Genomic DNA, 19,515 nt, shown 5'->3' with positions numbered 1-19,515 from the left:
GCTCATTCACCACAGGAGGGCGAGTAGAAGGCCGTGCGCACCATGGGCAACGACCTCTCGGACGACAGCCGTACGGACGGGCCGCGGCCGCGCCGCTCCCTTGGCCTCGGCTGCTTCCCTCCCCGCCCCCGGCGCGCCGGGGTGACGGTGCTGGCCGCGGCGCTGCTGGGCGGGCTGCTGACGGGCACTCCCGAGGCGCTGGCCGCGCCCCGCCCGGAGGATCCGGCGGCCACCGCCCCCGACGGCGGCGAACAGGAGAGCACCGGCGGCCTGCCGCCCATCTGGCCGCGCCCCCAGTCGGGCCGCGCGCAGGGGGCGTACGCCCCGGTCGGCACCGAGGTCACCCTGATGTCCGGCCCGGACACCGACCCCTATGCCCTGGACGCGCTGCGCGCGCTGCTGCGTCAACTGGGCGCCCGCACCGTGGTGGACGCCCAGCCCGGCGGCACCCCACCACCGCGCGGCCTGATCGTCTACGCCGGGGGCCGGGGCGCCGAGGACGCGCTGCGCGCGCTGGGCGCCCAGGCCGTCGGCGACCTGCCCCGGGGCGGCTACCGGCTGGCCACCGGGGTACGGGACGGCCGGCCCACGGTGGCGCTGGCCGGCGAGGGCGAGGACGGGCTGTTCCACGCCGTCCAGACGCTGCGTCAGCTGGCGGTGGAGCGGGACAGCGGGCACGCCTTCACCGGCGCGCTGATCCGGGACTGGCCGGGCACCGCGGTGCGCGGGCTGACCGAGGGCTTCTATGGACAGCCCTGGTCACAGTCCCAGCGGCTGGCCCAGCTGGACTTCATGGGCGCCAACAAGCTCAACCGCTATCTCTACGCGCCCGGCGACGACCCCTACCGCCAGGCCCGCTGGCGCGACCCCTACCCCGCCGGCCAGCGCGCCGCCTTCCGCGAACTGGCCGAACGGGCCCGCCGCAACCATGTGACGCTCGGCTGGGCGGTCAGCCCCGGCCAGGCCATGTGCTTCTCCTCCCAGGCGGACCTGCGGGCGCTCAAGCGCAAGGTGGACGCCATGTGGGCGCTGGGCGTACGCGCCTTCCAGCTCCAGTTCCCCAATGTCAGCTACAGCGAGTGGCACTGTGGCGCGGACCGCGACACCTTCGGCCGCGGCCCCGAGGCCGCCGCCAAGGCGCAGGCCAAGGTGGCCGGCGCGCTGGCCGGGCACCTGGCCGCCAAGGGCGACGGAACCGCGCCGCTCTCCCTGCTGCCCACCGAGTTCTTCCAGGACGGCCGCACCACCTTCCGGCACGCCCTGGCCGAGCGGCTGGACTCCCGGGTGGAGGTGGCCTGGACCGGGGTGGGCGTGGTGCCCAGGACCATCACCGGCCGCGAACTGGCCGACGCCCAGGCCGCGTTCGGCCGCCATGGGCTGGTCACCATGGACAACTACCCGGTCAATGACTTCACCCAGAACCGGATCTTCCTGGGCCCGTACACCGGCCGCGACCCGGCGGTGGCGGTGGGCTCCTCCGCCCTGCTCGCCAACGCCTCGGCCCAGCCCACCGCCTCCCGCGTCCCGCTGTTCACCACCGCCGACTACGCCTGGAATCCCCGCGGTTACCGCCCTCAGGAGTCCTGGCAGGCGGCCGTGGAAGCGCTCGCCGGCGAGGACGACCGCAGCCAGGACGCGCTGCGCGCCCTGGCCGGCAATGACGCCTCCTCCGTACTGGGCGGCACCGAATCGGCCTATCTGCGGCCACTGCTGGACGACTTCTGGTCCGCGCTGTCCGGCACCGACCAGGGCCGCCTGGACGCCGCCGCCGACAAGCTGCGGGCCGCGTTCCGTGTGATGGCCGGCGCCCCGCGGCTGCTCCGGCCGGCGCTCGGCGGCGAAATCCAGCCCTGGCTGGACCAGTTGGGCCGCTATGGCGAGGCCGGCGGTCATGCGGTGGACATGCTCACCGCCACCGCCCGGGGCGACGGCGCCGCGGTCTGGCGGGCCGAACTGGAGGTGCTGCGGCTGCGCCAGGGCATCGACCGGGACCCGGCCGTGGTCGGCGACGGGGTGCTGGCCCCCTTCCTCACCCAGGCGCTGGCCCGCGCCAACGGCTGGCTGGGCGTGGACCGTCCCACCCGCACCGCGGGCCCGGCCACCGACGGCGATCCCGCCTCGACGGTCTCCGCACGGCCGGGCGCGACCGTGAACGTCCCCCTTCGCGAGCCCATGGCGCTGGCCTCCGTCACCGTGCTCACCGACCCGTCCTCCGAGGTACACGGCCAGGTCCAGGCGCACACCGACCGGGGCTGGCAGCCACTGGGCCCGGTGGCGGACAGCGGCTGGACCCAGCTGTCCGCCCGGGGCGTACGGGCCGACGCGCTGCGCGTGGTGTGGCAGGGCGACACCGTCCCGCCCGACCTGCACGAGATCGCCCCCTGGGCCGCCGACGGGCCCACCGCCGATGTCCGGCTCACCCAGCCCGAGGCCACCGCGGAGGCCGGCGGCGACCCGGCGGTGGCCGAACTGACCGTGGTCAACCAGCGCCCCCAGAGCATCAGCGAACCGCTGGTGGTGAGGGCCCCCAAGGACGTCTCCGTCAGCGCCCCCTCCCAGGTCACGGTGGTACGCGGCGGCGTCTCCACGGTCCGGATCGAGCTGAAGGTACCGGCCGGCGGCACCGCCCGTACCTTCACCGTGCCCATCCAGCTGGCCGGCCAGGAGCGCACCCTGACGGTGCGCGCCTACCCCGCCTCCGGCGGCCCCGACCTGGCGCGCGGCGCCAAGGCGGACGCCTCCGGCAGCGAGGCCGCCGACTTCCCCGCCTCGGCGGCCGTGGACGGCGACCCCGGATCCCGCTGGTCCTCCCCGCCCGACGACCACGCCTGGTGGCAGCTCCAACTCCCGCGCCCGGTACGGCTGGGCAGCCTGGTCCTGCACTGGCAGGACGCCTATGCCGCCCGCTACCGGGTCCAGGTCTCCGCCGACGGCCGCACCTGGCGCGACGCCGCCTCGGTCACCGACGGCAAGGGGGGCGTGGAGACGGTCCGGATGGACGCGCCGGGCACCCGCTACATCCGGGTGCAGGGCGAGAAGCGGGCCACTCCCTTCGGCTACTCCCTCTGGGAGGTCGAGGCATATGCGACCCGGGAGGGCGGCCGTTAGGGACTGTCTTCAGTTATCAAGGTCCGGACCGTTCGACGGTCCGGACCTTTGTCGTTGACCGGCCCCGGTTCTGATTGCCGTAGTGGAGCGCCTCGTGGCGCGGCTCACATTCTTCGCGTGGGTGTCACACTCCGGGCCCCTGCGGTGCTCTCAGGATGCAACTACGACAGGAGGCCCATGATGTCCGATACTTCGCCGGCCGGCGGCGCCCCGGAAATGGTGGCGGACAGGGCGACTCAGGTGTTCGTCGACCACCGGGAGCTGCTGTTCTCCATCGTCTACAACATGCTCAGCAGCATCGCCGACACCGAGGACGTACTTCAGGAGACCTGGCTGGCGTGGGCGTCCAGAAACGAGGTGCCGGGCGCGGAGCGAATTGACAGCCCACGCGCGTACCTCGTGCGAATCGCGGTGAACAAAGCCCTTGCCCGCCAGGTGGCCATCAGCCGCCGTCGCGAGATGTACGTCGGCCCATGGCTGCCCGAACCGCTCGTCGCATCCCGCTACGACATCCCCGCGCCCGGCAGTGCCGCCGATTCGGCCGAGTGCACCGAGTCGGTGTCAATGGCGCTACTGGTCGTCCTGGAAACCCTCACTCCGCTGGAACGTGCCGTGTTCGTCCTGCACGAGGTGTTCGGCTATGCCCACGCAGAGACCGCGGACATCCTCGGCCGCACTCCCGCGGCGATACGCCAGCTCGCCCACCGCGCCCGTGAGCACGTCCATGCCCGACGCCCCCGCTATCAGGCAGAACCCGGGCTGCGCCAGCAGGTGACCGAGCGGTTCGTGGCCGCCACACTCGGCGGCGACCTCGACGCCCTCCTGCAACTTCTGGCGCCGGATGTGACTTTGTGGGCCGATGGCGGCGGCAAGGCGCCGGCAGCGGGCCCACGACCCGTCCACGGCCGCGACAAGGTCGCCCGACTGCTCGTCACCCGCGCCGCCCGCCCGCTCAAGGACCTGGACATCCGCTACCGGCGTGTCAACGGAGACCCCTCCGTGCTGTTGTTCACGGGCGACTCACCATTCGCCGTACTCGCCGTCGACCTCACCCCACAAGGCGGCCAGGTGTGCGGGATCTACTCCATCACCAATCCCGACAAGCTCTCCCGAATCAACTGAACATCGCAGGTGAACGTGGAAGACATAAAAGACGGATCGGAAGGCCCCAAAATGATCCTGGTAACCGGAGCGACCGGCACCATCGGACGCCCCCTCGTCGACATCCTCCACGCGGAGGGCGCCAATGTCCGGGCCTTGACCCGCGACCCACAGGCCGCCGGTCTGCCCGCCGACGTCGAAGTCACCGAGGGCGACCCGTCACTGCCCGGCACCGTGGCCTCTTCTCTGGAAGGCGTCACCAGCCTGTTCCTGCACCCGCGCGCGGCCGGGGACGGCGCCGCCGAACTGCTGGCACTCGCCCGGGAACGGGGGGTGAAGCGGGTGGTGGTGCTGTCGGCCGTCAACGTCGATGACGACCTCGCCGTTCAGCCGTCCCGCTATCGCGGAGACCGCAACAAGGAAGTCGAGGAGGCCGCCGTCGGCAGCGGCCTTGAGTGGGTGAGCCTGCGGTCAGGCCCTTTCGCCATCAACACCCTTCACTCCTGGGGTTCCCAAATCCGTGCTGGTGATGTCGTCCGCGGCCCGTACGCGACCTTCAGCGAAGCGCCGGTCCACGAACGGGATCTGGCCGGGGTGGCCGCCCGCGCACTGCTCACCGATGAACTGATCGGCCGGAAAATGGAGTTGACCGGCCCTCAGCCCCTCACCCACGAGGAAATGGTCGCCACCATCGGCGACGTGATCGGCAGGCCACTGCGCTACCTGGAGATCCCTCCCGAGGCGGCTGCGCAGAGCATGCTCCAGCACGGTTTCCCCGAGCCATTCGTCGAAGCCTTGTTGGCCAGATATGCCAGGGAGGCCGGGCAAACGGCGCGCCTCACCGACGAGGTGGGAAAGATCCTTGGCCGCCCCGCGCGCACCTACGCCGAGTGGGTCGCCGACCACGCCGTCGCCTTCCGGAACTAGCGAGAAAGGCGGAAGCAGCAGATGAAGCTCACCATCTTCGCGGCGACCGGCGGTATCGGCCGGCATCTTCTTGAGCAGGCAATCGCCGCGGGACACGACGTCACAGCAGTCGTACGAAACCCACAGAAGCTGTCCGGAGAAGCGGTGCGCATCGTCGCGGCCGACCTGGCGGCCGCGGACCCGGCAGCACTCGAGTCCGCCGTCGACGGAGCCGACGCGATCCTCTCCGGCCTTGGTCCACGGTCGAATTCCGAGGCCGGAGTCGCCGCGCGGGGCACGCGGGCCATCGTGGCCGCGATGCAGGCAACCGACGTACGGCGCATAGTCGTTGTCAGCGCCGCGCCGATCGGCACCGTGCCCTCGCCTGGGCGTCCGACGCCGCCGAAGCACGACCCAGGCGACGGGTTCTTCATGCGACACCTGGGCGCTCCACTGACGAAAGCCGCGCTCCGCAAGCACTACGCCGACCTCGCGCTGATGGAGGACATCCTCCATGAAAGCGGCCTGGACTGGACAATCTCTCGGCCACCCAAACTGACTGATAAGCAACTGACCGCTACTTATCGGGTGGCATACGGGCAAAATCTCCGGGGCGGCTGGTCCATTCCACGGGCCGACGTAGCCCATCACATGCTTCGTGTGCTCGAGCAGCCCGAGACGATCAAACAGATCATCGGCATCGCCCGCTGACGCACCCCGCAACTGACCCCCGTACACCCTGCGTCCATGATCGACGAATTGATCAACCGATCACACCGATCATCCGGAGGCAGTGCGATGTGCGGAACCTGTGTAACGGGCGAAAACCGGCGGACCTCCCCCACCCCCGCCATGGGGCGGCGCGGCCTGCTGCGTGGTGCGATGGCCGGCGCGGCCCTGACCACCGGCCTGGCCGCGACCCGGGCGGAGGCGGCCCCGGCGAACGAGCGCCGCTCCCCGGACGGACTGAAGCTCCGCTGGCTGGGCGTGGCCGGCTGGGAGCTGACCTTCGACGACCACAGCATCCTGGTGGACCCGTACCTCTCCCGGCAGCCGTACACCAAGCCGAACAGCGGGGAGATCGACCCCGAGATGCCGCTCAGGCCCGCCGCCCGCATCGTCGAGACGGTGGCCCGCGACCATCTCACCAAGGCCCCCGGCCTGGTCCTGATCACCCATGGCCACTTCGACCACCTCCTCGATGTGCCCCAACTCCTGGGCCGCGAAGGGTGGAAGGACGCCACCATACGCACCCTCTGCTCGGAGACCCACCGCCATCTGCTGACCGCCATGGACACCGACCCGGTCCGGCTGAAGCACTGCATCACCGTCTCCGGCGGCGAACACCTGCGCTTCCCCGAGGGCGGGTCCGACCAGGCGCCCGCCTACACCGTGGAGGTCTTCCGCAGCCTGCACAGCCAGCTGTCCGGCTATGGCTTCTTCGCCCCCGGCCACCTGGTGGCACCGCCCGCGCGCCCCACCACCCTGCAACACCTGCTCGAAGGCGGCTCGTTCGGCTACCAGGTCACTGTGGGCGGCGACGGCCCCCGGGTGATGTTCCTCAGCGGCACCGCCAACTTCGCCGAACGCGAGGTGGCCGGGGCCCGCCCGGACGTCCTGGTGCTCGGCGTCAGCGGCCACACCGGAGTCCACCGCTATGTGGAGCGAGTGATGGCGGCCCTGGGCAATCCGCCGGTCGTGGTGCCCAGCCACCACGACACCATGCTCACCGAGCTCACCTCACCCGGCATCGGCAAGACCGTCAACCAGGCGGCCGTGACCGGCCTCCGCCGCATCGTCGAACCCCTGGGCGCCACCGTCCTGGAACCCCGCCACCTGCGCACCCTGTCCCTCTAGCCGCCACGCTGCGCAGGCAGCCGCTCCTCGCCCTGCCTGCGCTCCTCCCTACTCGGCCTGCGATAGCCGCAGTTACAGATCCAGTCGTCATAGCGCAGGATCGTCCCGTCGTGAGCCAGCTGGATCTCACGCACCATGGTCCGGTCCATACAGCGCGTACAGCGCACGCCCTCGCACAGGGTTCTGGGGGATCGCTTCTGTCCGGTCGTCTGGCCCATGTCCGCGATGATGCGCCGAAGTTGGCCTCCGGTCATCGGCATCGGGGATGACTCCACCGGATCGGGGGACGCCGAGCGTCGGGACTCGGACGACGAGATTCGAGCTCCTTTTATAAGGAATGGCCGGTGGGCTCAACCCACCCACCCTCCCAACTGCCCTTCTCCGTCACGCCACTCGTGCGGATGACATTTCCTCGGCGGGGCTCCCGCTGCCCTCCGCCATGCGTATCGTCTGCAAACAAACGGCCCCCGCCGGTGCGCTATCACTCGACGAGGGCCTCACCATCAAGATCGAAGAGGCCGATCCCATGGCTGTCACCAACACTACTCCCCCCATGGCCGCCCCCGGCTACGGCAAGCGCTCCGCGCCCGCCCAAGCCCCCCGCAGCGCCCGCGACTTCGCCCACCTCCCGGCCCGCGAGGCATCCATCGCCGCGCATATCGACCGCTTGCCCGACGGCGCCGCCATGGATGTGAAAACCCTGGCCAGAGAGCTGCCCGCCTACGGCCAGCAGGCCATCCGAACCGCCCTGGCCAACCTCTCGGCCGCCGGGCACCTGCGCCGGGTACGCCAGCCGCTAGCCGAGGGCCGCACCCAATGGGTCTGGCGCACACACTTCAGCCGTACCCCCCGCGATGACGCCTGGTGGTCAACGTACCTCTCGGGCCACACCCCGAACGAGTGCCCACCGCCCCCGCGGCCGCGCCCCGCCCGCACCCCCGCCTACACGGCCCTGGCCCGCCTGGGCCGCGCCGACCCTCGCCTCTCCCTCTCGGCCACCGAGTGCGCGGCCCTGGAGCCGCTGGCCGCCGAGTGGCTCCAACGAGGCACCACCGAACCCGACTTCCTCCGCATCCTCACCGCCGGACTGCCCGCTCTGGTCCACTCACCCGGCGCCTTCACCCGCAAACGCCTGCTCGACAAAATGCCGCCCGAGTTGCCAGCCGACCTGCCACCGCTTTCCATCCCCCTCCACCTCATGGAATGCACCCTCTGCGGCACCCCCGGCCTCCCAGAAGCCCTCCCCGGCGGCCTCTGCCGCCCCTGCCACGGCGACCGCCCCACCGAACCCGATCCGGCCCTGGCGGCGGAGGTGCGGGAGCGGGTGGAGGGGTTGCGGGCGGTGGTGCGGGATTGTCGGTGGCGGGGGATGGGAAGTTGAACGCGGGGCGCCCCCGTCAGATACCCGCTCCTACAGTACCTACGTGCGCCCTTGACGCGTCTTCGCCAGCAGCGCGATCGTCTGCAAGTCAGCGCAATCCTTCGACACAGGAGGCTTCCATGGCTCTACGGTTCATTGCGAAGGACGACAAGTCAGGAGTCAACGGGTCCCCCTCCGTGTTCGTCGACGAGGAGACCTCTGACTTCATCCTTCAAGGCTGGAATGTCGACGACCAGACGCAAGCCGAAGTCTTGCGCGTAGGCCCCATCCCGGCGCACGAGGCAGTAATCCGGATTCCAGCCCGTATGGCTCGGGCCCTAAGGGAGGCGTGCGATGTCGCAGAGCGTGGAGAGCTTCGCTGAGCTTCTGGCCATTACCCGTTCTTCCGCACTTCACCTAGAAATGCGGGACTTCTACGGCGTCGACGGGGAGTCAGCAGACTTCGCGACATGGAAGCAATCCGGCACCTTCGACGCCGACCCCAACTCCGAGTACTGGCAGCCATGGGCCACGTTGGTACGGGAGGCCGTGGCCCGTGGAGTGGTCATGCGCAGGGTGCGCATCTTCTCCGCCCCGCCAAGTGAGTACATTCGGTTTGAACATGCGACGACGGCGGTGAATATCGCCGCCGGGGAACAAGTCCGCTGGCTGCCACGCCGCCAGGCATCCGACCTGCACCTGCCCGGCAATGACTTCTGGCTCTTCGATGATCGCCTCGTACAGTTCAACATCTTTGCAGGGAACGGCCACTGGGCGCACACGGACTTCTCGGAGGATCCTTCCGTCATCAAGTTTTGTGCCTCGGCCTTCGATTCGGCATGGGCCAGGGCGACGGATCACTCCAGCTTCGCGCTCTAGAACCAAACGGAGTCAACCAGTCCATGCCCTCGCCATCCTCCAGCGCTCAGGCAGCACGGCAGGCCGTAGCTCAACGGCTGGCCGAGCTCAGGAGAGACGCCGGGCTCAATGGGCAGGAACTGGCTACGCTTTGCGGATGGCACCCCGCCAAGTCTTCCCGCATCGCAAACGGGAAGACTTGGCCGTCTGACGCGGACATCCGCTTGTGGTGCACGGCTTGCGGCGCCGAAGAGCAGATCGACGACCTCATTGCCGCATCCCGCTCCGCCGAGACGATGTACATGGAGTGGAAACGTGTGCACCGCACGGGCATGCGCAAGTCACAGGAAGACGTTCTTCCGCTCTACGAGCGGACCCGCCTGTGCCGCGTCTACGCGTCCAATGTCGTTGCCGGATTTTTCCAGACCGAGGCGTACGCACGGGCACTGATGTCCTCCATCACCGAGCTCCAAGGCACTCCCGACGATGTGGATGAAGCCGTCGCCGCACGCTTGGCGCGCTCACGCTTACTCATCGAGGGAAACCACCGCTTTTCAGTACTGATCGAAGAGTGGGTCCTACGGGCCCGCATCGGCGATTCGGCGACGATGGCCGGGCAACTCGGCTATCTGTTGACCATAATGCCCTTGCCGTCGGTATCGCTGGGGATCATCCCCTTCACGTCGGTGCGCCCGGTATGGCCACTGGAAGCGTTCTACATGTTCGACGACGCCCTGGTCTCAGTGGAGACGCTGTCAGCCTTCGTGAACATCACGTCTCCGAGCGAAATATCCCTTTACAGCAGAGCATTTACGCAACTCCAGAAGGCTGCGGTCTACGGTGTGCAGGCACGTGCATGCGTTACCCGGGCGATCGAGTCCCTGGGATGATCCTCTGCAATCGCCTGCAAGGCGATGGTTTCTTGGGGCTCGCCTTCCCTACCGTGCCGCCCATGACCACGGAAACCGACACCGCCGCACAGGCAGCCGCGGCCGCCACCCTCATCGCCGGCAAGCGCAAATCCGACGACGTCGCATTCATGCTCGAACGCGTTCTGACGGAGATGGGCATCACGGTCGGCGACCCGGGCTCCTGGCCCCAACTCACCGGTCGCGCCTCGGTCTCCGGCGAACCCGCCGTGTTCCTCGGCACCGTCCCCCTCCCCACCATCCGCAAGTTGATCGACACCCTGATCTACGCCCGCTCCGAGCAGCACAAGCGCGACTGGCGCGCCCTCGGCCACGACTGCTGAGCCGGTTCCGTACCCGAAAGGGGCCACGCATGGCGACAATCGCACTCACCGTTCCTTGGGCAATGCGCCTGGTCACCGACCGGCTTCCGGTCGGCCCGCCGCCCTACGCGAGGGTGACCCTGGACCCGTCCACCCAGACCGCCCACTACACCGACGCCGTCGGCCAACCGGTCGAGATGGGTAAACACGGCACCTCAAAGACGACCGGCACCGCATCGGTATCCGGGGGCGGCGATGGGCAGGGGCCACAGCCCCAGACCCAGGACGACCACACCACCGACTACGAGTCGGACTGATTGATGGCGTCCACCGTCCTGGTCGTCACCGCGTTGGAAGACATCACCGCGGACTGGGTCATCACCGCGCTGAACGAGCGCGAGGTGCCCGTCGTACGCCTCGATCCCGCCGACATCGGCCCCGGTCTGGCCTTCGGCTTCCACATCGGTGCGGAATCCCCCTCCTGGGCAGGGCAGTTGCGTACGGCGAGCCGGACGGTGGAGCTGGCGGATGTGGCGGCGGTCTACTACCGCCGCCCCACGCCCTACGCCGTCCGCTTCGAGAACTGGCCCCGGCAGCAGCGTGAGTTCGCCGCCGCCGAAGCCAGGCAGGGGCTCGGCGGCGTCCTGAACCACCTGCACGGCGCTCTGTACGTCAACCACCCTTCTGCCGTGGCCCGCGCCGACTTCAAACCCGCTCAGCTCCAGCGGTTCGCCGAACTCGGCCTGACGATCCCGCCGACCCTGGTCACCAACGATGCCGCGCGGGCACGGCAGTTCGCCGCCGCCCACAAACCCCTGATCTGCAAAACATTCCGTGGCCTGCCCCGCAGCGAAGACGGGCACACCGGGGCCATCTGGGCCCAGCGCGTCCACGCCGACACCTTCGACGACTCCCTCACGGTGACCGCGCACCTGTTCCAGGCCGAGATTCCCAAGACCGGCGACGTGCGAGTGACCGTGATCGGCCGCCGCGTGTTCGCCCAGCAGGTCGCAGCCCCGGACGGCGCGCTGGACTGGCGTCGGGGCGACTGGGACAAACTGGTCCACACCCCGATCACCGTCCCGCCCCGCATCGAAACAGCACTGCACACCTACCTCGCCTCGTTCGGCCTGGTCTTCGGCTGCTTCGACTTCGCCCTGACCGGTCAAGGGGACGACCCCGAGCACTGGACGGCGATCGAATGCAATCCCAATGGCCAGTGGGGCTGGCTCCCTGACGCGCCCGCCATCACCGAGGCATTCGCCGACATCCTGAATGTGAAAGGAGGCAGCAGTCCATGACGCTGCCCACCGACCCCGAGACGGACGCGGTACGGCTGCGCCTGGCGATGGCGAAGGCCATCACCGAGGACAGCGCTCTTGCCCAACCGGCCTGGTGCCAGGCGCTGGAGACGGTGCCACGGCATCGGTTCGTTCCGGGCTTCTACTTGCCCTCAGACGAGCGCGATGGGCGCGGGCTGACCGTGTGGGAGCCGGTCTCCGCCGAGCTCGACCACGACCGCTGGCTGGCCGCCGCCTACTCCGACACCACCCTCATCACCCAGTTGGATGGCGACGAACCCGACTGGAAGCAGCCCACCGTACGGCACGGCGGTGCCCCGACCTCGTCCTCCACACTCCCGTCGCTGGTGGTGCGGATGTGGGCGGATGCCGAGATGGCCGAGGGGCACCGGGTGCTGGAGATCGGCACCGGGACCGGGTACTCGACCGCGCTCGCCTGCGAGCGTCTTGGCTCCGCCGCCGTCACATCGATCGAGGTCGACCCACACCGGCTGGAGACGGCCGCCGCCGCCCTGCACCAGTGCGGCTACACACCGACCCTGGCGGTGGCCGACGGGCTGTACGGGTACTGGCCCGAGGCCCGGTTCGACCGAATCGTCGCCGCCTGCTCCTTCCGGGCCGTCCCGCCCGCGCTGCTCGCGCAGACCCTGCCGGGCGGCAAGATCCTGCTCACCTTGTCGGGCTGGCTCTACGGGTACGCGCGGGTGCTGCTGACAGTTGCCGAAGACGGCACCGCCGAGGGCTCGTTGCTGCCTGGCACCGTGTCGTTCATGTCGGCCCGGACGCACGCGGCACCGGCATTCGGCAACCCCTTCCACTGGGCCACGGACCTTTCCGGGAAGCCCCGTGCGGCGCGGCACAGTCCGGAGCGGATCACCGCCGCGACGGAGGAGGCGTTTCATGTGCGATTCCTCGCCCAAAGTGCCGTTCCCGACGCCCAGATGACCACCGTCGGCGAAGTGGTGCACCTGGTCGACGTCGTCACCGGCTCCGCCGCCACCCTCACCACCGACGGGGACGGCTGGGCAGTGCGTGAGGGCGGTCCAGTGCGGCTATGGGAGCGGATCGAGCACGTCCTGGACGCCTACGACGCGGCCGGCCGGCCGAGGCCGGAGACGTTCACGCTGCGCGTGGACAACGGCGGGCAGCACCTGCGGCACCCGCAGCTACCCGTGTTGTCCCTGCCGAGGCGAAGTGGCGCATGATCCACGGCGAGGACCTGGCGAAGTCCCTCCGGCGCGACCACGGCTTCGTCCACATCGGCCGCACCAAGGACGGCAACGCCATGATCATGCGCAAGGGCGACCGGTGGACCGTCGTACCGCTCCGGTGGCTCACCGGTGACACCGTGGACACCATCAAGGCCCAGGCCGCCATCGACCTCGCCTGAGTCCCCGCGGCCCTACCGATCAGCCGGAACCTCCTGCACCGTCCACCCATTCCCATCCGGATCGCTGAAGGTCAGAAACGAGTTCCAGGCGCCCCCGGGCCCGTCCACCCGCCCCGTCTCGTCGAAGTGGAACACCTTGCTCACGTCGACCCCCCGGTCGGCCAGTTGCCCGCGTGCCGCCTCGATGTCGGTCACACACAGCTGCAGGCCCTGGTACGTGCCGGGCGGCACCTGCGTCAGCCCCTTGCCGATGGTGACCGAGCAGCCCGACCCCGGAGGGGTCAGCTGGACCACGCGCATGGCCTCGCTCACTTCGCGGTCCACGTCCACGCGGAACCCGCACTGCTCGCTGTAGAACCGCTTGGCCCGGTCCACATCGGAGACGGGCAGCACCACGACTTCCAGTTTCCAGTCCATGCGTCCACCATCCCAGCCCCCACTGACAACGGCACGTACCGCCACCGGCCCACCGGTACGGAAACCCCGCCCGCGAACCGCCCCGCATTTATCCCCTGTTGAACGAACGGGTCTGCACTGTCCGGCGAACCGGGATCCCCGGCCCGACGGACAGTGGAGGACCCATGCAGAGACCGACCGCCCTGCGCCGTGCCCTGACCGGCGCCGCGCTGGGAATGTGGCTGGTGGCGGCGGCCCAGCCGGGAGCGGCTGTCGCCTCGGCAGGGCATGACGTGCCCGCGCCCAAGAACGAGACCCAGTTCGCCAAGGGCAACAAGGGGAACGCCCCGCGCCATGGGCTGTCGGCCAAGCGGGCGTTACCGGACGACGTGTCCGTACCGCCGTCCTGCGACGGCGACGGCACCAGCGGCAAGCGGGTGCAGATCCTCTACGTCCGGGGCGACCGCACGGCCAGCCGCTTCGGGCAGTTGCAGGGCAACTTGCAGGCCCATGCCGCGCATGTGAACGGCAGGTTTGTGCAGAGCTCGGAGGCGCTGGGCGGGCACCGGGAGGTGCGGTTCCTCCAGGATCCGTCGAACTGCGCGCCCGTCCTCAAGGAGGAGGTGGTGCCGCAGAGCGTGATCGACCAGGGTCCGATGCAGGTCGGGGACGCGCTGGAGCAGCGCGGCTACCGGGACGACAACCGCAAGTACCTCACCTACGCCGAGATCCCCAACGCCCAGACACTGTGCGGGCTTTCCTGGAACGGCCGGTGGGCGATGGTCGGCCTCAACCAGTGCTTCTTCGACAGCAAGGACGCCGACGTCCATGAGCTGCTGCACACCTTCGGCGCGGTGCAGAGCTCGGCTCCGTACGCGACCAGCAACGGTCACTGCTACCTCAACGGCGACCTGATGTGCTACGACGACGGCGGGATACCCAAGCCGCCAGGCCGGCTGATCGACCTGGACCCGGACTGCCACCCGGGCGGCGGCTGGATCGACTGCACCCATGACTCGTACTTCAACCCGAATCCCCGGCCGGGTGGTTATCTGGCGAGCGGTCATCTCAATGTCGCCGACATTGAGTTCCTGATCCGGGACCGGGGCAGCAGCTCCCTTCCGTCGTCCAACGCCCTGTTCACCAATGTGCGCAATGGGTGGGCGATGGATGTGGACATGGCGTGGACCGCCGACGGAACCAAGGTGAAGTCGGAGCTGCGCAGGACCGATGACGCCGCCGAGCGCTGGAACCTCCAGCGGCTGGACGACGGCCGCTACCTCATCCGGCCGGTGATCGACACCGGCAAGGCGCTGGACGCCAACAACGACCGTGGCCGCACCGTGGACGGCACCAGCTACTTCGCCCAGATCTGGGGCTATGGCGGCGGCGACAACCAGAAGTGGACGCTGCGGCCCGCCGGTTCGGGCGGCTATGAGGTCGTGGCACAGGACGGCGGCTGCCTGACCGGCGAGCAGCTGGGCTCGGCGCTCGGGGTGTGGAAGTGCACGGGTGCCGACAACCAGCATTGGAAGATCACTACGAGTTGAGTTCAACGGACCTCGGTCCTCGCCTCCCGGCCGTCCCGCCCGACGGCCGGGCTCGGGCGTCTGAGAGGAGCCGGTTGCGGATCCGGACGCCCTGGCGCAAGATCATCAGCCAGCCCGAGCCCGCCAGGAATCCCGATGACTTCACGTACCCCCACCTGTGTCCTGACCCCGTCCGGCACCGAGGTCCGGCACGGCCATGACCCCGACGCCTTTGTGGAGATCGGCTCCCTCACCAAGGTGCTGACCGGCACCCTGCTGACCCGCCTCGCCGCGCAGGGCGTTCTCTCCCCCGACGATCCTCTGGATCGCTGGCTGGACACCGTGCCCGCCACCGGTATCACCCTCGGTCAACTGGCCGACCACACCTCCGGACTGCCCCGTCTCCCCCCGGGGATCTGCCCCTTCGACCCCTATCGCGCCTTCACCGGGCAGGCGCTGCGAGAGCTGCTACCCCGCCTGGGCTCCCTGTGCACGGCACCGCCGGGAAGCCGGGAGCTGTACTCCAACTTCGGCTATTCGGTGCTGGGTTACGCGCTGGCCGTGGCCGGCGGGCGTCCGTACCCCGAGTTGCTCGACGAGCTGGTCCTGGCACCGCTGGGCCTGACGGGCCTGGTCACCGCCGCCCCGCCCGCCGGCCGCCGGCTGCTGGCTCGCGGCCTTTTCGGACGTCCCCGTACGCCCTGGACCATGGACGGCGCCATCCTGCCCGCCGGCGGACTATGGGCCACGCCCCGTGCCGCCGCCCGGCTGCTGACCGGTCTGCTGCTGGACCGCGCCCTCGGCGACCCGGCCCCCAGCTGGCAGCGGGCCGGCGCCCTGACCTGGCACAACGGGGCGACCGGCACGGCCTCGGTGTTCGCCGGGGCCTTCCCCGACGGCCGCTGGGTCCTGGTGCACCGGCTCGGTGGCCGGCACCGGACCACCGACCGGCTGGCGATCGAACGGCTGAGAGGGCTCACCGCTGGCGCCCCGGGCTGAGCCCAAGGGCGCCCTCAGGCGAGTGCGGTCAGCAGTTCCCGGGTCTGTTCCGCCTCGCTCCTCGCCTGAAGGTGGTCGAAGAGAGCGAGGGCGGCCTCCAGGCAGGCCCGGGCCCGGGCCGGCTGGTCCAGGTGGGCCAGGCTGTGGCCCAGGGTCCGGAGCAGGCCGCCCTCCAGCATGCCGCTGGTGCGGCGGGCCAGCGGCAGAAAGGTCTCGGCGGTTTCGGCGGCGAGCGCGAACCGGCCCTCGGCCAGGTGGAGTTCGGCCAGCAGATTGCCGGTGGCGGCTTCGAAGGCGGTCACCTTCAGGGAGCGAAAGAGGGGCAGCGCTTCCTCGGCGGCGGTCAGGGCCTCGTCCATGGCCCCGCACTGGCGCAGCACCCGGGCCAGGTAGTACAGCCCGATGGCCTTGGAGACCGACTCCTGGCCGCCGACCAGCCGGGCGCCGCGTTCGGCCGCCGCGCGGGCCTCGGCGAGGCGGCCCAGGCGGGCGTAGTTGAAGGCCAGTTCGCCCAGGGCGGTGCCCTCGGCGACCGGGGCATGGAGAGAGCGGAAGAGCTCCACGGAGGACTCCCCGTGTTCGACGGCCTCGGTAAAGCGTCCGTTGACCCGGGCGTTGGCGCACAGGGTGAGGTGGGCGGAGGCGCGGAGGCGTGCGCCGGCCGGGCCGGTGCTCAGTTCCAGGGAGCGGGTGAGTTCGAACTCGGCCATGGGGTAGGAGTTGGCGTGCCAGAGGGCGTTGCCGCGTACATAGCGGGCCAGCGCCTCGGCGGGGCGGTCGCCCCGGCGGGCGGCCACCCGGGCCAGTTTTCCGGCCAGTTCGGCCATCGCGGTGACATGGGTGCGGCCGGGGAGCACCGTATTCAGCCGGTCGACCAGGTCCACCGCCTGGGCCAGCGGCAGGGCGGGGTCGGCGCAGGCCCGGACGAGCACCGCGCGCTGGACCTGGGTTTCCCGGCGCATCCAGCCGGTGGCCTCCCGGGCGTCGGCGAAGTCCAGGCCGGGCGAGGCCACCGGCGCCTCGATCAGCCCGCGTTCGGCGGGGTCCGCGGAGTGCGCGACCGCGTCCGCGGTGCGCGCGGTGGCCAGCAGGAAGTCCAGCAGCCGGACGAAGGCGGCGCCGGTGGCGGCGGCCTGGTCCTCCTGGGCGCTCCTGGCCCGGGCGAAGTCCCGTACCAGGTCATGGAAGTGGTAGCGGCCCAGGCTGCGCGACTCCAGCAGGTTGAGGTCGACCAGGGATTCCAGGAGCTCCTCGGTGTGGTCGGGGTCGGCCGGGTCGTCGCCCAGCAGGGCGGCGGCGCAGGGCAGGGCGATGTCGTCCGCCTCCAGCAGGGACAACAGACGGAAGGCATCGGCCTGTTGGGGGTCCAGCCGGGAGTAGGAGAGTTCAAAGGCGGCTTCCACGGCGACGTCACCGGAGCGCAGTTCGTCCAGCCGGCGGCGTTGATCGGCCAGCCGGCGGGCCATCTCGGCCAGGGTGCGGGCCGGTTCGGCGGCCAGCCGGGAGGCGGCGATCCGCAGGGCCAGTGGCAGCAGGCCACAGGCGGCGGTCAGGGTGGCGGCCGCCTCGGGCTCGGCGTCCACCCGACGGTCGCCGACGACACGGCGCAACAGGGCCAGCGCCTGGTCCGCGGCGAGCACATCGAGGCGCATCTGGTGCGCCCCGGCCAGACCGGACAGCCGGGCGCGGCTGGTCACCAGGACCGCGCAGCCCGCGGTGCCGGGGATCAGCGGCCGTACCTGCTCATGGGAGGCGGCGTTGTCCAGGATCAGCAGCTGCCGGCGGTCGGCCAGCAGCGAGCGGTAGAGCGTGACGCGTTCCTCGCGGTCTTCGGGGACGTCCCCTTCCGCGGTGCCCAGCTCCCTGAGGAAGCGGGCCAGTACGGACTGCGGGTCCAGCGGCTCGGGGTCGGCCCCGCGCAGGTCGGCGTAGAGCTGCCCGTCCGGGAAGCGGTCGGCCAGGCCATGGGCGGTGTGCACGGCCAGGGTCGTCTTGCCCACGCCGGCCATGCCATTGACCGCGGAGACCACCACGGCGGGGGCGTCCGGGTCGGTCAGCAGCCGGGCGAGGTGCGCCACCTCCGCCGTACGGCCGGTGAAGTCGCCGAGGGCGGGCGGCAGGGTGCCGGCCGGGACAGCGGACGGGGCGGCCGGCCGCAGTGCCGGGTCGGAGCGCAGGATCCGGGCGTGCAGTTGGCGCAACGGCTCGCCGGGGGCGGTCGCCGGGCCCAGGAAACGCCGGGTGTCCTCGTAGACGCCCAGCGCCTCGGCCTGCCGGCCGGCCCGGTACAGCGCCAGCATCTGCACCGCGCGCAGCCGCTGGCTGGCCGGGTACTCCACCACCAGGGCGCCGGCCTCGGCGGCCAGGTGGGGCCGGTCGCCCAGCTCGCCGTCCAGTTCCAGGCGGGCTTCCAGCAGGGACTGCCGCACCCCGGACAGCCGGGTGCGCAGCGCCCGGGCGTGCGGCCCGTACAGCCCGGCCAGCGGCTCGGCGGACCAGCAGGCCAGCGCCTCGGTGATCACCTCGCGGGCCCGGCCGGGGGTGCCGCCCGCGGCCCGTAACCGCTCGGCCCGGGACAGGGCCCGTACAAAGGACCAGGCGTCCACGGCCTGGTGGGGTACCCGCAGCGCATAGCCGTCGCCCACGGTGTCCAGCGGCGGCTCGCCGGTGTGCCGGGCCAGGGCGCGGCGCAGCCGCCAGATATGGGTGCGCACCGCGTGCTCCGGCCGGGCCGGGCGGTCGCCCTCGTCCCATACCGCGTCGATGATCAGCGGTACCGACACCGTCCGCCCGGCGGCCGCCAGCAGCACCGAGAGCACCTCGCGCTGCTGGGGGCGGCCCAGGTCCACCTCGGTGTCGCCGTGCCAGGCACGGACCGGGCCCAGCAGGGCGAACCGGAGCGGGGACGTCACCGGGTGGCGCACTGCGGCCCGTAGCCGAACAGCGTCGACCAGGCGGCGACGCGGTACGGGGCCTCGCTGTCGGGCTTGTCGGTGTCGGGCCGGGTCTCGTAGATCATCATGTTGCCGCCGGGGGACACCGCGAGCCGCTTGTACTCCATGTGCATACAGTTCGCGGTCCCGCTCTGCCACACCACATTCTGGTTCCCGTCGGAGACCACCAGCTCGCCATCGGACCGCATCACGGCCTGGTGGCCGCGCCCGGCGGTGTCCGTGTGCCACTTCTGCTGCTCCACCCCGCCCGAGGTGGTGACCAGGGCGAGGTCGCCGTCCTCCCGCATGGTCAGGCTGGTGTCGCCGACGTCGAAGTGCTGGCCGGGCCCGAGCGTCGCACCATTGCCCAGCGCGTCCTGGGGCAGCGTCCCCTCGGCCTGGGCGGTGCCCCCGGCGGTGAGCAGGCCGGTCACGGCGAGCAGTGCGGAGGCCGCGGCGGTGGCGGCCGCGCGTCGCGCAGTGCGCCGGGCGGTGTGTCTGGTGGGGCGGCTGAAGTTCATCGCAAACCTCTCGATTGCCGGAAAC

General features: G+C 70.7%; 19 protein-coding genes. 15 read left to right on the top strand and 4 right to left on the bottom strand.

Annotation, left to right across the window (positions count from 1 at the left end; all coding sequences use genetic code 11):
• Nucleotides 1-42 precede the first annotated feature (42 nt).
• The 5 genes from ACIHFE_RS01050 (at nucleotide 43) to ACIHFE_RS01030 (ending at nucleotide 6,972) form a co-directional block, all read left to right on the top strand.
• On the top strand, nucleotides 43-3,108 hold the full coding sequence (locus ACIHFE_RS01050) for a beta-N-acetylglucosaminidase domain-containing protein (RefSeq protein ID WP_400104381.1): 3,066 nt from the start codon (nucleotides 43-45) through the stop codon (nucleotides 3,106-3,108).
• A 180-nt stretch (nucleotides 3,109-3,288) separates the two neighbouring features.
• Nucleotides 3,289-4,230 (top strand): RNA polymerase sigma factor SigJ, encoded by a 942-nt coding sequence (sigJ, locus tag ACIHFE_RS01045; RefSeq protein WP_400103241.1) that lies wholly within the window; start codon nucleotides 3,289-3,291, stop codon nucleotides 4,228-4,230.
• A gap of 9 nt (nucleotides 4,231-4,239) precedes the next feature.
• On the top strand, nucleotides 4,240-5,136 hold the full coding sequence (locus tag ACIHFE_RS01040; RefSeq protein ID WP_400103239.1) for an NAD(P)H-binding protein: 897 nt from the start codon (nucleotides 4,240-4,242) through the stop codon (nucleotides 5,134-5,136).
• Nucleotides 5,137-5,157: 21 nt separating this feature from the next.
• A complete protein-coding gene (locus ACIHFE_RS01035; protein ID WP_400103237.1) occupies nucleotides 5,158-5,826 on the top strand; it encodes an NAD(P)-dependent oxidoreductase in 669 nt (222 codons plus the stop codon).
• A gap of 87 nt (nucleotides 5,827-5,913) precedes the next feature.
• Nucleotides 5,914-6,972 carry an MBL fold metallo-hydrolase gene (locus tag ACIHFE_RS01030; protein ID WP_400103235.1) on the top strand — a complete coding sequence of 353 codons (1,059 nt, stop codon included), beginning with the start codon at nucleotides 5,914-5,916 and terminating at the stop codon, nucleotides 6,970-6,972.
• Here the strand turns inward: ACIHFE_RS01030 and ACIHFE_RS01025 are convergent.
• Nucleotides 6,969-7,139, bottom strand: a complete 171-nt coding sequence (locus ACIHFE_RS01025) for a hypothetical protein (RefSeq protein WP_400103233.1) — start codon at nucleotides 7,137-7,139, stop codon at nucleotides 6,969-6,971. The two genes, ACIHFE_RS01030 and ACIHFE_RS01025, sit on opposite strands and share 4 nt — an antisense overlap.
• A gap of 359 nt (nucleotides 7,140-7,498) precedes the next feature.
• On the opposite strand from ACIHFE_RS01025, the gene ACIHFE_RS01020 reads away from it, so the two are divergent.
• The 8 genes from ACIHFE_RS01020 (at nucleotide 7,499) to ACIHFE_RS00985 (ending at nucleotide 13,112) form a co-directional block, all read left to right on the top strand.
• Entirely contained in the window at nucleotides 7,499-8,353 is an 855-nt protein-coding gene (locus ACIHFE_RS01020) for a hypothetical protein (protein ID WP_400103231.1), read from the top strand.
• A gap of 333 nt (nucleotides 8,354-8,686) precedes the next feature.
• Nucleotides 8,687-9,211 (top strand): DUF6879 family protein, encoded by a 525-nt coding sequence (locus tag ACIHFE_RS01015; RefSeq protein WP_400103229.1) that lies wholly within the window; start codon nucleotides 8,687-8,689, stop codon nucleotides 9,209-9,211.
• 23 nt (nucleotides 9,212-9,234) lie between these two features.
• Nucleotides 9,235-10,080, top strand: coding sequence for a helix-turn-helix domain-containing protein (locus ACIHFE_RS01010; RefSeq protein ID WP_400103227.1), 846 nt, complete (start codon nucleotides 9,235-9,237; stop codon nucleotides 10,078-10,080).
• 62 nt (nucleotides 10,081-10,142) lie between these two features.
• Entirely contained in the window at nucleotides 10,143-10,442 is a 300-nt protein-coding gene (locus tag ACIHFE_RS01005; RefSeq protein WP_400103225.1) for a hypothetical protein, read from the top strand.
• Between the two features lie 62 nt (nucleotides 10,443-10,504).
• Nucleotides 10,505-10,738, top strand: a complete 234-nt coding sequence (locus tag ACIHFE_RS01000) for a putative ATP-grasp-modified RiPP (protein WP_400104380.1) — start codon at nucleotides 10,505-10,507, stop codon at nucleotides 10,736-10,738.
• 3 nt (nucleotides 10,739-10,741) lie between these two features.
• Nucleotides 10,742-11,722, top strand: a complete 981-nt coding sequence (tgmB, locus tag ACIHFE_RS00995; RefSeq protein WP_400103223.1) for an ATP-grasp ribosomal peptide maturase — start codon at nucleotides 10,742-10,744, stop codon at nucleotides 11,720-11,722.
• Entirely contained in the window at nucleotides 11,719-12,927 is a 1,209-nt protein-coding gene (tgmC, locus tag ACIHFE_RS00990; RefSeq protein WP_400103221.1) for an ATP-grasp peptide maturase system methyltransferase, read from the top strand. Before tgmB ends, tgmC begins: the two co-directional genes overlap by 4 nt.
• Nucleotides 12,924-13,112 (top strand): hypothetical protein, encoded by a 189-nt coding sequence (locus ACIHFE_RS00985; RefSeq protein WP_400103219.1) that lies wholly within the window; start codon nucleotides 12,924-12,926, stop codon nucleotides 13,110-13,112. The genes tgmC and ACIHFE_RS00985 overlap by 4 nt, the downstream gene beginning before the upstream one ends.
• A 12-nt stretch (nucleotides 13,113-13,124) precedes the next feature.
• Here ACIHFE_RS00985 and ACIHFE_RS00980 read toward each other — a convergent pair whose 3' ends face one another.
• On the bottom strand, nucleotides 13,125-13,529 hold the full coding sequence (locus ACIHFE_RS00980) for a VOC family protein (protein ID WP_400103217.1): 405 nt from the start codon (nucleotides 13,527-13,529) through the stop codon (nucleotides 13,125-13,127).
• A gap of 164 nt (nucleotides 13,530-13,693) precedes the next feature.
• On the opposite strand from ACIHFE_RS00980, the gene ACIHFE_RS00975 reads away from it, so the two are divergent.
• Entirely contained in the window at nucleotides 13,694-15,058 is a 1,365-nt protein-coding gene (locus ACIHFE_RS00975; protein ID WP_400103215.1) for an RICIN domain-containing protein, read from the top strand.
• A gap of 135 nt (nucleotides 15,059-15,193) precedes the next feature.
• On the top strand, nucleotides 15,194-16,036 hold the full coding sequence (locus ACIHFE_RS00970) for a serine hydrolase domain-containing protein (protein ID WP_400103213.1): 843 nt from the start codon (nucleotides 15,194-15,196) through the stop codon (nucleotides 16,034-16,036).
• 14 nt (nucleotides 16,037-16,050) lie between these two features.
• On the opposite strand, the gene ACIHFE_RS00965 is transcribed toward ACIHFE_RS00970, so the two are convergent.
• Nucleotides 16,051-18,948, bottom strand: a complete 2,898-nt coding sequence (locus ACIHFE_RS00965) for a BTAD domain-containing putative transcriptional regulator (RefSeq protein WP_400103211.1) — start codon at nucleotides 18,946-18,948, stop codon at nucleotides 16,051-16,053.
• Nucleotides 18,945-19,490 (bottom strand): hypothetical protein, encoded by a 546-nt coding sequence (locus tag ACIHFE_RS00960; RefSeq protein WP_400103209.1) that lies wholly within the window; start codon nucleotides 19,488-19,490, stop codon nucleotides 18,945-18,947. Before ACIHFE_RS00960 ends, ACIHFE_RS00965 begins: the two co-directional genes overlap by 4 nt.
• Nucleotides 19,491-19,515 lie beyond the last annotated feature (25 nt).

The organism is Streptomyces sp. NPDC052396, from assembly GCF_044593195.1.
Lineage (GTDB): Bacteria > Actinomycetota > Actinomycetes > Streptomycetales > Streptomycetaceae > Streptomyces.
The sequence above is the reverse complement of the archived record's forward strand: the minus strand, read 5'-3'. Positions and strand labels throughout refer to the sequence as shown.